This window comes from Proteiniclasticum sp., from assembly GCF_003514505.1.
Lineage (GTDB): Bacteria > Bacillota > Clostridia > Clostridiales > Clostridiaceae > Proteiniclasticum.
The window spans coordinates 142,942-158,392 of sequence record NZ_DOPX01000026.1 but is presented as its reverse complement, the minus strand read 5'-3'; the positions used below and the strand labels follow the sequence as shown (position 1 = coordinate 158,392).

At 43.7% G+C, this 15,451-nt stretch carries 15 protein-coding genes; 10 read left to right on the top strand and 5 right to left on the bottom strand.

Annotation, left to right across the window (positions count from 1 at the left end):
• The first annotated feature begins 215 nt into the window (after positions 1-215).
• The 4 genes from DEF30_RS08895 (at position 216) to nagE (DEF30_RS08880) (ending at position 5,281) form a co-directional block, all read left to right on the top strand.
• Positions 216-1,037: a Cof-type HAD-IIB family hydrolase gene (locus DEF30_RS08895; RefSeq protein WP_294098364.1), complete on the top strand. Its 822-nt coding sequence runs from the start codon at positions 216-218 to the stop codon at positions 1,035-1,037.
• A gap of 13 nt (positions 1,038-1,050) precedes the next feature.
• Positions 1,051-2,946: a DUF2207 domain-containing protein gene (locus DEF30_RS08890; protein WP_294098362.1), complete on the top strand. Its 1,896-nt coding sequence runs from the start codon at positions 1,051-1,053 to the stop codon at positions 2,944-2,946.
• Between the two features lie 39 nt (positions 2,947-2,985).
• Positions 2,986-3,555 carry a LemA family protein gene (locus tag DEF30_RS08885; RefSeq protein WP_294098361.1) on the top strand — a complete coding sequence of 190 codons (570 nt, stop codon included), beginning with the start codon at positions 2,986-2,988 and terminating at the stop codon, positions 3,553-3,555.
• A 286-nt stretch (positions 3,556-3,841) separates the two neighbouring features.
• Positions 3,842-5,281, top strand: a complete 1,440-nt coding sequence (nagE, locus tag DEF30_RS08880; RefSeq protein ID WP_074912673.1) for an N-acetylglucosamine-specific PTS transporter subunit IIBC — start codon at positions 3,842-3,844, stop codon at positions 5,279-5,281.
• A 177-nt stretch (positions 5,282-5,458) separates the two neighbouring features.
• Here nagE (DEF30_RS08880) and DEF30_RS08875 read toward each other — a convergent pair whose 3' ends face one another.
• Complete coding sequence (locus tag DEF30_RS08875; RefSeq protein ID WP_294098358.1) at positions 5,459-6,139, bottom strand: helix-turn-helix domain-containing protein; 681 nt, start codon at positions 6,137-6,139, stop codon at positions 5,459-5,461.
• 17 nt (positions 6,140-6,156) lie between these two features.
• Positions 6,157-7,266 (bottom strand): ABC transporter ATP-binding protein, encoded by a 1,110-nt coding sequence (locus DEF30_RS08870; RefSeq protein ID WP_294098356.1) that lies wholly within the window; start codon positions 7,264-7,266, stop codon positions 6,157-6,159.
• Between the two features lie 175 nt (positions 7,267-7,441).
• Between DEF30_RS08870 and DEF30_RS08865 the strand changes: the two genes are divergently transcribed.
• Both DEF30_RS08865 and nagE (DEF30_RS08860) read left to right on the top strand, forming a co-directional pair.
• Complete coding sequence (locus DEF30_RS08865; RefSeq protein ID WP_294098354.1) at positions 7,442-8,275, top strand: PRD domain-containing protein; 834 nt, start codon at positions 7,442-7,444, stop codon at positions 8,273-8,275.
• On the top strand, positions 8,272-9,735 hold the full coding sequence (gene nagE / locus DEF30_RS08860; protein ID WP_366409634.1) for an N-acetylglucosamine-specific PTS transporter subunit IIBC: 1,464 nt from the start codon (positions 8,272-8,274) through the stop codon (positions 9,733-9,735). The genes DEF30_RS08865 and nagE (DEF30_RS08860) overlap by 4 nt, the downstream gene beginning before the upstream one ends.
• 66 nt (positions 9,736-9,801) lie before the next feature.
• Here the strand turns inward: nagE (DEF30_RS08860) and DEF30_RS08855 are convergent, their stop codons facing one another.
• From DEF30_RS08855 to DEF30_RS08845, 3 genes are all read right to left on the bottom strand, one after another.
• Positions 9,802-10,197 carry a GNAT family N-acetyltransferase gene (locus DEF30_RS08855; RefSeq protein ID WP_294098352.1) on the bottom strand — a complete coding sequence of 132 codons (396 nt, stop codon included), beginning with the start codon at positions 10,195-10,197 and terminating at the stop codon, positions 9,802-9,804.
• A gap of 18 nt (positions 10,198-10,215) precedes the next feature.
• A complete protein-coding gene (trpS, locus tag DEF30_RS08850) occupies positions 10,216-11,229 on the bottom strand; it encodes a tryptophan--tRNA ligase (protein ID WP_294098351.1) in 1,014 nt (337 codons plus the stop codon).
• 144 nt (positions 11,230-11,373) lie between these two features.
• Positions 11,374-11,532: a zinc-ribbon domain-containing protein gene (locus DEF30_RS08845; RefSeq protein ID WP_294098349.1), complete on the bottom strand. Its 159-nt coding sequence runs from the start codon at positions 11,530-11,532 to the stop codon at positions 11,374-11,376.
• 355 nt (positions 11,533-11,887) lie between these two features.
• Here DEF30_RS08845 and DEF30_RS08840 point away from each other — a divergent pair, with 355 nt between their 5' ends.
• The 4 genes from DEF30_RS08840 (at position 11,888) to DEF30_RS08825 (ending at position 15,426) form a co-directional block, all read left to right on the top strand.
• Positions 11,888-12,304 (top strand): hypothetical protein, encoded by a 417-nt coding sequence (locus tag DEF30_RS08840; protein WP_294098347.1) that lies wholly within the window; start codon positions 11,888-11,890, stop codon positions 12,302-12,304.
• Positions 12,305-12,610: 306 nt separating this feature from the next.
• A complete protein-coding gene (locus DEF30_RS08835) occupies positions 12,611-13,171 on the top strand; it encodes an NAD(P)-binding oxidoreductase (protein ID WP_294098345.1) in 561 nt (186 codons plus the stop codon).
• Between the two features lie 345 nt (positions 13,172-13,516).
• Entirely contained in the window at positions 13,517-14,737 is a 1,221-nt protein-coding gene (gene tyrS / locus DEF30_RS08830) for a tyrosine--tRNA ligase (RefSeq protein ID WP_294098343.1), read from the top strand.
• Positions 14,737-15,426, top strand: a complete 690-nt coding sequence (locus tag DEF30_RS08825) for a metallophosphoesterase (RefSeq protein WP_294098342.1) — start codon at positions 14,737-14,739, stop codon at positions 15,424-15,426. Before tyrS ends, DEF30_RS08825 begins: the two co-directional genes overlap by 1 nt.
• The last annotated feature ends 25 nt before the right edge of the window (positions 15,427-15,451 follow it).

Genomic DNA, 15,451 nt, shown 5'->3' with positions numbered 1-15,451 from the left:
TGCCGAACATGCAGGAGCTTCCATTTCATACTTCATGTCTTTTTCAGACCAATTATATATTATAGTTGATTTTCAAGGATTATACTACTAAATTTCCAGAAGAAAAAGTGGAAAATCAGCCTCTGTGCAATAATTAATGGAAATTTAATGGTAAGTATAACGTATTTATATATATTGTGGGGTATAATGAATACAATTAGCAGTGGAGGGACAGAATGATCAGATTAGTAGCCATAGACATGGACGGAACCTTGCTTTCCAGAGAGCATACCGTCAGTGAAATCAACCAGAAGGCCATAGCCCTGGCCAAAGAAAAGGGAATTAAAGTAGTGCTCTGCAGCGGCAGAACCATCGAGAATCTTCTCAGTTTCACTAAAGAACTTGATCTTTATGGAGAAGAAGACTATGTGGTGGGCTATAATGGAGCAGGGGCAGTGAAATCTGCCAGTGGAGAGTTTATTTACGAAAACTGTCTAACCGGAAAAGAGACCAAAGCCATCACGAAAATCTGTGATGACCTTGGAGCCAATTATACGGTGCATACTTTCAGAAGAGCATTTACACCTCGAGACAATGTGCACTCCAGAAGAGAAACAGAACTCAATGGAGTAGAACTCTTCATCGAAAATCCGGAAGGACTTTCAGATGAGGAAGTGGTGACAAAAGTTCTGGTTCTCGATGATCCAGAGATTCTGGACGGATATGCGCCAAGACTTTATGAAGCATTGGGCGAAGAGTTCCATGTGGTGCAGACCATGCCCATTTATCTGGAGATCATGCGAAAACATGTGAACAAATATGTAGGCATTATGGCGGTAGCTAAGGAGCTGGGCATCCAAAGAGAAGAGATTCTGGCCATTGGAGATGCCATGAATGATTATGAGATCATCAAAGAAGCAGGCATCGGCGTTGCCATGGGCAATGCGGAGGATAAAGTGAAAGAAGCCGCTGATTTTGTGACAAAAGATCATGAGGAGCATGGGGTAGCGTATGCACTCAACCATTTTCTGCAGCTGGGGATGAACGATTTTAAGTAAAGGTGGTGAAGCCATGAAAAAATTAAAAGTACTGTCTCTGTTTCTTCTGATGATGCTGGTTATTCTTCTTCCATGGAAAGATGCATCCGCTTCCAGCAGATACTACGAAGTGTCCAGATTCAACCTGACAGTAGATATACAGGAAAATGGAGATGCTAGGGTGCTGGAGGAGATCACGTACAATTTTGATGGAGAGTTCAATGGCGTCTTTCGAAACATCGACTATTCAAGAACCAGCGGATTGTCTGATCTTACGGTGGGCGTTTTAGAAGGGGGAAGTGTCCGCAGTTTTACAGAGGCATATTCTGGAGATGCCAATACCTATGAGGTGGAGGACACTGGAAGTATAAGGAAACTTAAAATATATGAGAAGTCCAGAAATGAAGAAAAGACCCTGGTCATCGGATACACTCTGCAGAATGTGGCGGAGAAGTATAATGATATTTCCATCTTCAATCGTAAAATTATTGATTCAGGATGGGATATTCCTCTGAATAATATCACCATTACCATCACCATTCCGGAAGGAGCCCAAAAGGAAGACCTTAGAGTTTTTGCTCATGGACCTTTAACAGGTTCCAGCGAAATTGTGGATGGCAGGACTTTCTACTTCACAGTGCCCTCTGTGAGCGGCAGATTTGTGGAAACTCTGGCCATTTTCCCAAGAGACCTGATTCCAGCTTCCACCAATACCTTTGACAGAAATGAGCTGGAGACCATTCTGGAGAATGAGCAGCGCCTTGCAGATGAAGCAAACAAAGAAAGAGAAGAAGCCATCAAAGAACTGGAAAGAGAAGCCAAGCAAAGGGAGAGAGAAAAAGCATCCAGACCTATTTTTGGTGCAGGTATTCTGGCTGGTCTTGGTTCCATTTTCTTCATGTTCAGAAAGTATGGCAAAGAACTGAAACCCACTTTTGAAGGGGATTACTATAGAGAACTGCCGGAGGATTATTCTCCAGCGGTGATGACGTATCTGCTTACAAAAGGGCAGTCCAAAGATGTGGATATCATGGCCACCATTTTGGATCTTGCCAGAAAGAAGGTCATAAAGCTCCGGCCAGTGGCTATTGAGAAAGGAATGATCTTCAAGAAGGAGGAAGAGTCCTTTGAAATGACCTGGATGGATAAAACAAAACTGGATATGCTTTTGCCTCATGAAAAATTCCTGGCCACCTGGTTTATTGATGAAATCGGAAATGGAAATGGTCTGGTTCTGGAAGATCTGGAGAAGATTTTAAAGAGCAATAAGGCGGCACTCCAGTTCCAGAAAGATTACACCTACTTCAAACATAAGGTCAAAGAGGTGGGAGAAAAGCAGAGATTCTTCCAAGGCAACGAACTGCCTGGGTCGAAGATTTTTGTCATCATAGGACTTGTGTTGATCCTTTCAGGTATCCTTGGATTGTTTACACTAGGAAGCATCATTGCCATTGGTTTGGCAGCCATAGGTATGTTTCTTTTGTTTGGCCTGCTGGCCATGCGATTTGTCAGAAAGTATTCCCAGAAGGGCATCGACCATAAAGCCATGTGGATGGCATTCAAACAGTTTCTCCAGCATTTTTCCAATATGCAGGAGGCTGAGATTCCGTCCCTTGTCATTTGGGAGCACTATCTGGTGTATGCCACGTCCCTAGGTGTAGCGGATGAAGTCATTGATCAGCTGCCTAAGGTCTTCTCAGAGCAGGAGCTTACAAATCCGGACCTCACTTACATGGGAGGATACAGAAGCTTCAGTAATTTCTATATCATGAATCAGGCATTCTCCAATACCATGACCCGCGTGAACTCTGCGGTGAGTACAGCTCAGATAGCTGCATCCCAGAAGTCATCGGGATCCGGCTTTGGCGGAGGATTCTCCGGCGGAAGCTCAGGTGGAGGCGGAGGCGGTGGAGGCGGTGGCGCCTTCTAACAGCTGCTTTAACGATAAAAAATGTAAAGAGAAAGGAAGATGTATATGAAAACAGGAACCATTATTCTACTTGTTGTCATTGGCCTTATTGTACTTCTGGCACTCTATGGCGTCTCTGTATACAACAGTCTTGTTGTTCTGAAGAACCGCGTGAAGAATGCATGGGCACAGATCGAAGTTCAGCTCAAGAACAGAGCAGATCTCATTCCAAACCTTGTGGAGACTGTAAAGGGCTATGCTTCCCATGAGAAGGAAGTGTTTGAGAATGTCACCAAAGCAAGAAGCCAGGTGCTCAATGCCAAAGGTGTGGAAGCCACAGCGAAAGCGGATGCTGAGCTGTCCTCTGCAATATCAAGACTTCTTGTTACTGTCGAAGCTTATCCTCAGCTGAAGGCAGATCAGAATTTCCTCTCCCTTCAGAGCGAACTGAAAGATGCGGAAGAAAAAATTCGTTATGCAAGACAGTTCTACAATGACACCACCATGAAGTACAACACTGCCATCCAGGTATTCCCAAAGAATATCTTTGCCGGCATGTTCAACTTCAGGGAAGAGCCTCTCTTTGAAGCTTCTGAAGCAGACAGAGCAGTGCCTACTGTGAAGTTCTAAGTGAAAAGGTCTTCTGGAAGAATACTCTTCTGGAAGGCCATTCTTTCATCTGTTTACTATTTGTTTACGATTTCTCATTGATAAGTTGTTGACAGATTTTTTTTTATCGGCTAAGATGATATCAAATACATGGATTGTTACTGGTAAGCAGGCAAGACCGAGATACATGCAACGTTGTTGCTTTGTTTCTTCGGTCTTTTTTATTTATGCTGTGGCCACAGTGCTTGAGGACCGGTACAGGCTATGCATTGAACTTATTTCATTTATTTTAAGGAGGAAAAACATTATGATGAAGTATCTACAGAAACTTGGTAGATCGCTCATGCTCCCTGTTGCAGTACTTCCTGTGGCATCCATTCTTATGGGTATCGGGTACTGGATTGACCCTTCAGGCTGGGGTGGTGGAAGCCCAATCGCCGCATTCCTCATCAGTGCCGGTGGCGCAATTATTGATAATATGTCCATTCTTTTTGCAGTGGGTGTTGCTCTTGGCATGTCCAAGGATAAAGACGGTTCTGCAGCTCTTGCAGGTCTCGTAGCCTTCCTTGTTGTCACAAAGCTGCTTTCTACAGGAACCGTTGCTCAGCTGACTCAGGTGGACGCAGAAGCAGTAAATGCTGCTTTTGGTAAAATCAGCAATCAGTTCATCGGAATCATCTCCGGTCTTGTGGCTGCAGGCATGTACAACAGATTCTCCCATGTACAGCTGACTCCAGCACTTTCCTTCTTCAGCGGAAAGAGACTGGTGCCAATCATGACATCCTTTGCCATGATCCTAGTATCTGCAGTGCTGTTCTTTGTATGGCCAGTAGTATACTCCGGTCTTGTAGCATTTGGTACCTCTATTTCAGAACTTGGTGCAGTAGGTGCTGGTATCTACGGATTCTTCAACAGACTTCTGATCCCAACTGGACTTCACCATGCACTGAACTCTGTATTCTGGTTTGATGCCATTGATATCAACGACATCGGAAACTTCTGGGCAAGCACCGGTACTCCTGGAATCACAGGCAGATATCAGGCTGGTTTCTTCCCAGTGATGATGTTCGGTCTTCCAGCTGCAGCTCTTGCCATGTACCACACTGCGAAGGACAAGAAGAAAAAGGTTGCAGGAGGACTTCTTCTGGCAGCAGCAGTATCTTCTTTCTTCACTGGAGTTACAGAACCAATGGAATTCGCTTTCGTATTCCTTGCTCCTGGACTTTACCTGGTACATGCAGTTCTGACTGGTATCTCTGTATTCCTTGCAGCTCAGTTCCAATGGATTGCTGGATTTGGATTCAGCGCAGGCTTTGTAGACTTCTTCTTAAGTCTTAAAATGCCACTGGCTGTAAATATCTGGATGCTGATCCCACTTGGCCTTGTTATGGCAGTGGTCTACTACTTCCTGTTCAGATTCCTCATCGTAAAGCTGGATCTTAAAACACCTGGAAGAGAAGATGATGAAGTCGTAGAAGGCGAAGGCAAGGTTCTTTCCAAAGACACCAACTTTAAAGCTCTTGCGGCTGAAATCCTGGAAGGACTTGGCGGAAAAGAGAACATCGCATCTCTTGATTACTGCATCACAAGACTGAGACTTGAAGTGAAGGACAATCTTCTTGTGAATGAGGCAAAGATCAAGAAGGCTGGTGTGGCTGGTGTAGTAAGACCATCCAAGACCAACGTTCAGGTTGTCATCGGACCACAGGTTCAGTTTGTGGCAGATGAGTTCAAGAAACTGATTTAAGTTCGTTACTAAGTATAAAGACGGCTGCTGTAAAAGGCAGCCGTTTTATTACGGTTTGAATGCTTCTAAGTTTTGGACATCTTATTTAAGCTTCTACTATGAAGGAAAAAGGAAAAGCATCGGATTTCCTGGAGGGGAAAAATCCGATGCTTTTCTGTATGATTCAATATACTAAGATTATACGAAGTAGGATAGGGTCAGAAGCTGCAGAGCTTCCTGAAAGTTCCGGATATCCAGACCTGTGATCTGATGGATTTTCTGAATCCGATAGGTCAGGGTGTTCCGGTGGATAAAGAGCACTTTTGAAGTCCTGCTCATGGAAAGACTTTCTTCGATGAAGGTCTTCACCGTAAGGCGAAGCTCATAGGAGAGTTTTTCATAGGAAGATCTTTTCGTTTCCAGAAACTTAGAAAGCTCCTCTTTCGAAATCTGTTCCAGAATTCTTACGAGAAAGAGATCCTCCACTGCATAAAGGGAACTCTTAAGATCCAACCGGACAATGCTTCTGGAGGTGTCTTTAAGCTCTGAAATTCTCTCTAAGAGGGATCCAGTACAGGGGTTCCTGTAGTAAAGCACTGTATGGTTTTTATAGAAGTTCTCTGTCAGAGCAGTGGACAGTCCACTGGCAATTTTAAAAGCGTCTTTAAGCGGCGCCATAACAATCACATGATCATCCACCACGAGGAGATGTTTATCTGAGCCCAGATAAGCCGTGAGAAACTCATAAAGTTCTGCGAGGTTTTCAGCGGATGAAAGGATGGGGCAGAAGGAAGTTTTTGGCGCTTCCTTCTGCAGGTCCTCTATTTTGTTATTGAGCTTCATTTTCTCCGAAGTGGAGGAAAGTGAGTAAGTGGTCATGGCAGCGCTCCCCATTGTTAGAATATGGTTTCTTCCGTTTCTTTATCAAACACGTGGATCTTTTCTCCGTTGAAGGCAAGTTTCACTACCTGGTTTGGCTTCACACTACTGTTTCCATTGACGCGGATGGTGATGTTGTCCACTTTGTTGGTCAGGTATACATAGGACTCTGCGCCCATGATTTCTGTGACTTCAGCCTTGGCTTCAAATGCTGGAGTACCCCATTTTTCAATCTGTTCCTGTTCGTAGCTGATATTTTCAGGACGAACACCGATGACCACTTCTTTGCCTTCCATCTTTCTTTCACTGAGTTTCTTTGCCTGATCTTTGGAGACAGGGATTCTCACCGTATCATAAGCAAGAAGTGTTTCTCCACCTTCAGAAACTACTGTGGCGGGAAGGAAGTTGATCTGTGGGGAACCGATGAAACCTGCAACAAACATATTGGCAGGATTGTCATAGATGTTCTGAGGTGTATCCACCTGCTGAATGAGTCCATCTTTCATGACAACAATTCTGGTACCCATGGTCATGGCCTCTGTCTGGTCATGCGTTACATAGATAAATGTAGTCTGCAGCTTCTGTTGAAGCTTGGAAATTTCTGTTCTCATCTGGACTCTGAGCTTAGCATCGAGGTTTGACAGCGGTTCATCCATAAGAAACACATTCGGATCTCTTACGATGGCACGACCCAGAGCAACTCTTTGTCTCTGTCCGCCAGAGAGTGCCTTGGGCTTTCTTGCAAGAAGATGCTCAATATCAAGAATCTTTGCCGCTTCTCTTACTTTTTCGTCAATGTCCTTCTTAGACATTTTTCTCAGCTTCAGTCCGAAGGCCATGTTGTCATAAACACTCATATGAGGATAGAGGGCATAGTTCTGGAACACCATGGCGATGTCTCTGTCCTTGGGGTCCACATCATTGATGACACGGTCCCCGATCATAACGGTACCTTCTGAGATTTCTTCCAGTCCAGCGATCATTCGAAGTGTAGTGGACTTACCGCAGCCTGAAGGACCGACAAAGATGATGAACTCTTTATCTTCTATTGTAAGGTTAAAATCCTTAACTGCAACCACATCACCGGGATATTTCTTCCAAACATTTTTTAATTCTAAACTAGCCAATTGCTTCAGCTCCTTTCAACATACTCTCATCTTACGTGTTTCCTGGAAAGGATTCCATTGACAAAATGCACAAACTTTTTGCTGTTGTCTGATAAAATGCACAGAGCCTTTCCACTAGGAAAAATCAAGAAGAACAACTATAATAGAGAGTAGAGTGTTCCATGGGAGGTTGTGGATGAGGATAATCAAGATATTCAATAACAATATCGTTGCAACCCGGTTTGAGAACGGAGAGGAGATGATCCTCACAGGTGCGGGCATCGGATTCCAGAAGAAGCTGGGGGATCTTGTTTCAAAAGACCGTATCGAAAAAGTGTATGAGGTCCGGGAGGATGGGAAGGATAGACTTTACAGGCTTTTTGGGGATACACCCATGGAGCTTATTGATGCTGCACAGAAGATTCGGGACAGAGCAAAAGATGAGCTGGGGATCCAGATGACGATGCAGGCATTGGTAGGAATGATTGATCATATCACCTATGCTGTAGAACGTAAAAAAAACGGTCTGGAGATACCAAATCTTATGCTGCACGAGATCAAGAGCCTTTATCCTGAAGAGTTCCAGGTGGGACTTTTAGGGCTTCAGTTTATTCAGGATGCCACAGGAGTGCTTCTGTCGGAACATGAGGCTGGCTATGTGACCATGCATATGGTGAATGCTTCCCTCGGAGAGAACAAGGAGAGCATCTCCAAGATATTTCTCTTCACCAGCGGCATCGTGGACATTATAGAAGATGTCTTTGATATTGATTTTGACGAGGATGAGATTTCACTGGCAAGGCTCAACTCTCATCTGAAGTTTCTAGCGAAAAGAATTCTTCTAAAGCAGCCCAGTACAGAGGATCAGGTAGAAGATTTCTATGAGATGTTCATGAAAAAAGATAAGCGGTATAAGTCTGTGGAGAAGAAAATCAAGACTTTTGTCTATAAGAACTTTCATCATGAGGTGACCTTGCAGGAGATGGTCTACCTCATGGTGCACATCAATAAGGCCATCAGTTCAAGATGATGCGTTTTCGTGCGCTTAGAAAAAGAATGCTTCTGCTTTTCCAAAGACTCGGGAAAGCACTGATGCTCCCAGTATCTGTTCTTCCTGCGGCGGCCATTTTAATTGGTATCGGATACTGGATGGATCCACTGGGGTTTGGAGATGGATTTCTATTCTCGAGAATACTGGTTCAGGTAGGTGTCATTATTCTAGACCATGTGCCCATCCTCTTTGCAGTGGGTGTTTCTCTTGGCATGGCCAAGGAGAGAGATGGGTCGGCGGCACTTTCTGGACTCCTGAGCTATCTGGTGCTCACAAGAGTTCTTTCCATAGAGTCTGTGGCGCAGTATCAGCAGATTCCTGTTTTAGAAGTCAGCGAGGCCTTCTCAAAGATCGGCAACCAGTTTACTGGGATTCTCTCGGGACTTGTTGGCGCATATATGTTCAATCGCTTCAGCACCCTTCAGTTGCCTTCTGGTCTGAACTTCTTTGGCGGAAAGCGTTTTGTGCCTATTATCAGTGCTCTCTCCATGGTTTTAGTGAGTCTTCCGCTGTATTATATCTGGCCACTTCTTTATGAAGGACTTATTGTATTCGGAACTAGAATCAGTGCGCTGGGACCGTTGGGGGCTGGGATCTATGGATTTCTCAACAGACTCCTCATACCGCTGGGACTCCATCACCCTTTAAACTCAGTCTTCTGGTTTGATGTCATCGGCATCAATGATATTGGAAACTTCTGGCAGGGGATTGGTGAATATGGAAAGACCGGGCAGTATCTGGCAGGTTTTTTCCCCATCATGATGTTTGGACTTCCCGGGGCAGCCCTTGCCATGGGGAAAAAAGCCATGAAAGGGCAGAAGCGTAAAACCCGCTCCTTCATGGGTACTGCGGCTGTGGCCTCTTTTCTTACAGGAATCACGGAACCGTTGGAGTTTTCGTTCATGTTTGTTGCTCCACCTCTTTATGTGCTTCATGCTTTTCTTACAGGGGTATCCCTCTTTCTTGCTGCACAGTTTCAGTGGATAGCCGGATTCAGCTTCAGTGCAGGCCTCACAGATTTTCTTCTCAGCCTAAGGATGCCTATGTCAAAGGATATGGGGATGCTTCTGATTCTTGGGATTATTATGTTTTTTCTCTACTATTTTTCTTTTTCTTTTGCCATTGAAAGGTTTCAGCTTTTAACACCAGGAAGGGAACCGAAGAAAATGAAAAAAGAAGAGGAGAGCACTCTTTATTCCAGAAACTATAAAAAACTGGCCAAAACCATATTAAAGGCCAGCGGTGGACAGGAGAATATTCTTCAGGTGGACGCATGCATCACCAGGCTTCGCCTGGATGTGCAGGACGAGAAAAAAGTCAGCGACAAGCGCCTGAGAAGTATGGGCGCCATGGCGGTTCTGAAGCAGGAGGGCCATGTGCAGGTGATCATTGGTCCTGAAGTGCATTTTATTCTGGAGGAGCTGAAACAGCTGCTGTAGATCCATAATAAGGAATGGAAAAGGCATCAGAGCCCAAAAAGCTCTGATGCCTTATTTGATTTTGACTTATTTTCCGCTTTGTTTCTCGTAGTTTCGGTGCATCATCCCTAAAGTTTTCTTCATACCCATGCTTTCATAGAATGGACGAAGATCCTCATCACAGGAGAGATCAATCATATAAAACTCAGAGAGCGCACGGAGAGTTCTTTTCATAAGTTCCTTTCCGATTCCTTGATTTCTGTATGGGGGAAGCACTTCTAGCAGGGGAATATAACAGCTGAGCACTCCATCGCTGATGACATTCACAAATCCGACAATGGCAGTTCCATCCAAGGCTACCAGAGAAAGGTAGCTTTTTTCAAGAAGCTCTCTATGTTTTTCTTTACTCGGCGGATTGGGCCATCCTTCAAAAAATCCATCCGGAAGGTCATAAATTCTCTTGTACTTTTCATAGGTGATCATAGGGTGACTCCTTATGGTCTATAGTCTCACTGGGGGAAGGAGACCTACTTTCTTCTGCATCTTCCGTAAGGTCTTCATGGCATGGTAGTTCGCTTTCATAGCCCCTTCACCATAAATCTTCTCCAGCTTCTCTTTCTCGGTCAGGAGTTCATTGGCTTTCTCCTGTACAGGCTTCAGTTCTTCAATGATGGTATCAGCCACGTACTCTTTGAACTCTTTGTATCCTTTTCCTTCGAAAAGTTTCACCACTTCATCTGGCTTGATTCCTTTTATCGCAGAGACAATGTTGATCAGATTCTTAACGCCAGGCTGCTCATCGGTGTAATTGACAACACCCACAGAGTCTGTGACAGCTCGTGCAATCTTCCTTCTGATGACTTCCGGTTTGTCCAAGACAAGAATATAGGAGTTTTCGTTGTCATCTGATTTGGACATCTTCTTTTCCGGATCCTGAAGATCCATGATCTTCGCAGCACTTTCTGAAATCTTAGCTTCGGGCAGTACAAAAGTATCGCTGTAATTCGAGTTGAATCTCTGGGCGATATCTCTAGAAAGCTCCACGTGCTGTTTCTGATCAATGCCTACGGGCACAAAATCCGTGTTGTAAATCAGGATATCTGCAGCCATAAGTACTGGATAATTAAAAAGTCCAGCAGAGATGGATGTGTTTTCTTTCATTTTTGCTGTTTTGTCTTTGTACTGGGTCATACGGGACAGCTCTCCCATATTTGCTGTACAGGTCAAAAGCCAGGAAGCCTCGGAATGTGCTGGCACATGAGACTGCACAAAGAGGGTGCTTTTTTCGTAATCCAGTCCAGAGGCGATATAGATGGCCAGAATCTCCAGAACTCTTTTACGAAGGAGTTTCGGCTCCTGCTTTACTGTGATGGCATGAAGGTCTGCAATGCAGTAATAACACTCATAATCGTCCTGAAATCCAATCCAGTTTTTAATGGCACCCAAATAGTTCCCAAGGGTGATTTCCCCTGAAGGTTTGATTGCACTGAAAACAATTTTCTTTTTCTCTTCCATATGTCGTCCTCCAAAACTTCTCCACTGTATTTGCCAAGCTGTGATACTCATAAAAAAATGAGCTTCCTTGGCATTCTTCCATCTATTATATCTTTTTTGCGCAAAAAAAGGTAGTTACATTGTAACTACCTTTCCTTTGAAGAACTATCTTCTGTTCATCTTTTCGTTTTTTCTTGCTCTTCTGCAGTCAGGACATCTAACTGGTTCGTTTTCGAATCCCTTTTCCTTGTAGAATTCCTGCTCACCAACGGTGAATGTGAACTCGTTTCCGCAGTCTCTGCAAATGATCTTCTTGTCTTCCATGTTTTTTTCCTCCTTAGCAACAGTATTTCTTGGAACTTCTGAGGCTAAGGCCTGGAATACTAAGAAAAGTACTGTGTCTAAAATATTTTTACCTTACGGCAAGTTTATTATATCAGATAATTCCCACAATGTGAACGGGATAAAGTGAAAAATATGCCGAATGATAAAATATCATTGCCATATTTTAGGCAGTATTCGATTTCTTATCATAACATCGATGGCAGAAGAGGAAAATAAGCGTAAAACCATCAATGGAATGGGAGTTTTCTGTTTGACTAAATTTTCGGATAATTATATAATGGATTCATAGTTAAAGGTTTTCAAGTAAACCTAATATTCAAAGGGAGTGATTGACATGATACAGGTAATTTATGGCAAGAGAGGATCCGGAAAAAGCAAAAAGATGGTGTCTCTTGCCAATGAACAAGCCAAAACAGCCAAAGGCAATGTTGTTTTTGTGGATGACGATTCCCGTGCCATCCATGAACTGGACAGGGACATCCGTTTCATCAACGCCGACGAATACGCACTCACAGATTACAGGTCAATCTATGGATTCCTCTGTGGAATCATCGCCACCAATTATGATGTCACCACGATTTTTGTGGATGGGCTTCTGAATGGTATGGACAAGAAAAGTGAAAGCTCCGATAAAATCTTTGAAAAACTCCAGGAATTCTCTGAAGCACATGAAATTGATCTTTATATTGCAATGCATGATGAAGGGGATCTGGCGGTTTCTGAACTTGAAAAATATAAGGTGTTAAGTTAGCCTTTTTTGAAAGCTCCAATTTTTGTTGGAGCTTTTTGTGCATTCTTCTTAGCTGACTTATCATGGGGGGGAGCCTTTTGGGCTTCCTCCTTGTTTTTTCCAGCTGCGTATAGGGATCATCTACTGAATCAGGTACACGAGTTAGAAAACTTAAAATCGTTACAGTTCGATGCGGAAAACCACCAGCGATTAAAGTGCATACGAAGAAACTTATGGCAAACCTTAATGACACATATGAATTAAGGAGGGTAAAATGAAAATATTTTTATTAGGTGCCATAGGACAAACTGGTCCATATTGATGAAAATGGCATTAGAAAAAGATCATAAGGTAACTGCCTACGTAAGGTCCCCGGAGAAGGTGCTCCTTTACAATGAGAATCTGACCATTGTAAAAGGAGAGGTTTTTTCGCTGGTGGATATGGCGAAAGCTATGGCGAGTCATGATGTGGTGGTCTCTTGTTTGGGCGGAAATAACAATGATAAAGAGACGGTCATTACAAAAATGACTGAAATCATCATCAAAAGTATGAAAGAAAACCACATCAGTCGAATTGTCACGATATCTACATCAGGCATACATGATGAGTTCTCGTTTGTCATGAACTTCATTGTAAAGTCCTTCCTCAAACATGCAATCCATGACCATAGATTAGCAGCAGAGGCGATTATATCCAGTGGATTAGTATATACCATCGCAAGACCGCTGGCGCTGACAAAAGGACCATTGACTGAGGTGTACAGGAAGACGCCTCAAGGAGTTCCCCGTGGAGGAAAGGAGATCTCAAGACAGGATCTCGCCCATTTTCTATTAAGTGTCATCGAAAATGACGAGTTCAAGAATGAAACAGTAGGCTTAGCATACTAGGAAAGTAAGTTCGTGTATCCCGTGGTACAGTTCAGCCTGACGGGAAATACAGCATGAATGTTTAAGCTTCGTAGAGAATATCTGAATTTGCGCATATCTATGGCCTAGAGCATACAGCGCCAGTTGCATTGTAGGATCCAGAGCAGCTGAGTAGACGCGAAAGGATACATATCTTCTCGTATCAGTGATTATTGGATTTTTCGGTAAATATTTAAGGTGTTCATTGGTGCGAGGATATCGAAACAGTGCTCATTTTCTCATGAGTCCACTAATTATGGGAACCTTGAAAATTGAGCAAATAGGCACTATACTAAAGTGTAGTATAAATCGTCAGGAGTTGTAAAAATGAGTGTATTTGATGAATTGCAAAGAAGAGGATATATCAAGCAGCTGACCCATGAGGATGAGATCAAGAAGGCCCTCACGGAAGAGAAAGTCACCTTCTATATTGGCTTTGACCCTACAGCAGACAGTCTTCATGTAGGACACTTCATTGCGATGATGTTTATGGCCCATATGCAAAGAGCTGGACATAAGCCCATTGCTCTCGTAGGTGGTGGAACTGCCATGATTGGGGATCCATCCGGTAAAACAGACATGAGATCCATGCTGTCCAGAGAAGATATTGAGAAGAACATCGTGGGCATCAAGAAGCAGATGGAGAAATTCATTGATTTCAGTGATGACAAAGCTCTGCTTCTAAACAACGCAGACTGGCTCATGAACCTCAATTATGTTGATTTTCTGAGAGACATCGGCGTACATTTCTCCGTAAACAATATGCTTCGTGCAGAAAGCATCAAGCAGAGACTGGAAAAGGGACTGTCTTTTCTGGAGTTCAACTATATGCTGATGCAAGGATATGATTTCCTGTATCTTAATCAGAACCATGGCTGCACCATGCAGCTGGGTGGAGACGACCAGTGGTCCAATATGCTGGCAGGTATTGATCTTGTGAGAAGAAAAGAAAGAAAAACCGCCTATGCCATGACCTGTACTCTTCTGACAAACTCTGAAGGCCAGAAGATGGGTAAAACCGTAAATGGTGCATTATGGCTGAATCCGGAGAAAACACCAGTCTATGATTTCTATCAGTACTGGAGAAATGTGGATGACCGGGATGTGGTGAAGTGCCTGAAGCTTCTCACCTTTGTGGACATCAATGAGATCGAGCGTATCGAAGCACTGGAAGGACAGGACATCAATGAAGCCAAGAAGCTTCTTGCCTACGAAGTGACCAAGCTCGTTCATGGAGAAGAGGAAGCAGACAAGGCAAAGAGCGCTGCAGAAGCACTTTTTGGTGGTGGAACAGACCTTTCCAATGTGCCTACCATTGAAATTACCAAATCAGATCTTGAGAAAACCCTTCTGGAAATTCTCCTTGCAGGTGGAGTATTCCCATCCAAAGCAGAAGGAAGACGGAACATGGAACAAGGTGGCGTGTCCATCGATGAAGAGAAGATCACAGATCTTCAGCATAAACTGAAGGAAGAGGATTTCAAGGAAGATTATGTCCTGGTCAAAAAGGGCAAAAAGAAAATCTACAGAGTCCTCCTGGTAGGCTAATGGCCCTATATGCCATCTCCGACCTGCACCTTTCCTTAAGTGGAGACAAGCCAATGGATGTCTTTTCAGAGGAATGGAAAAATCATGATATGAGAATCCGGGAAAACTGGCTGAAGAAAGTCAAAGAAGAGGATACAGTCCTTCTTGCAGGAGATCTCTCCTGGTCCATGAAACTTCAGGGTGGTAAGGAAGAACTGGATTTTGTGGCAGGTCTTCCTGGCAGAAAGATCATCATCAAGGGAAATCATGACTACTGGTGGGGCAGCATCACGAAGCTCAACAGTATGTATGACAATATGGATTTCATCCAGAACAACTTCTTTTCCTATGAAGACTATGCCATCTGTGGTACACGCGGATGGGTGATTCCAGGGAGCAGTCTGTTCAAAGAAGAAGATGAGAAAATATTTAGAAGAGAGGTCCTGCGCCTGAAGATGTCTCTGGATGCCGCAAAGAAAAGGGGCTTCCAGAAGTTCATCGTTATGATCCACTATCCTCCGGTGAATGAAACTTTCAAAGACTCGGAGTTCACCGATATTTTTGAGGAGTACGGTGTGGAGACAGTCATCTATGGACATCTTCATGGAAAGTCTCTTCAGAGGGTCATGACAGGAGAAAGAAATGGTGTAGAATACATCCTCACATCCTGCGATTACATCGGTTTTGATCCGGTGCTTATTAAACCGTAATACAAGAACATGGTGCGATGACCAT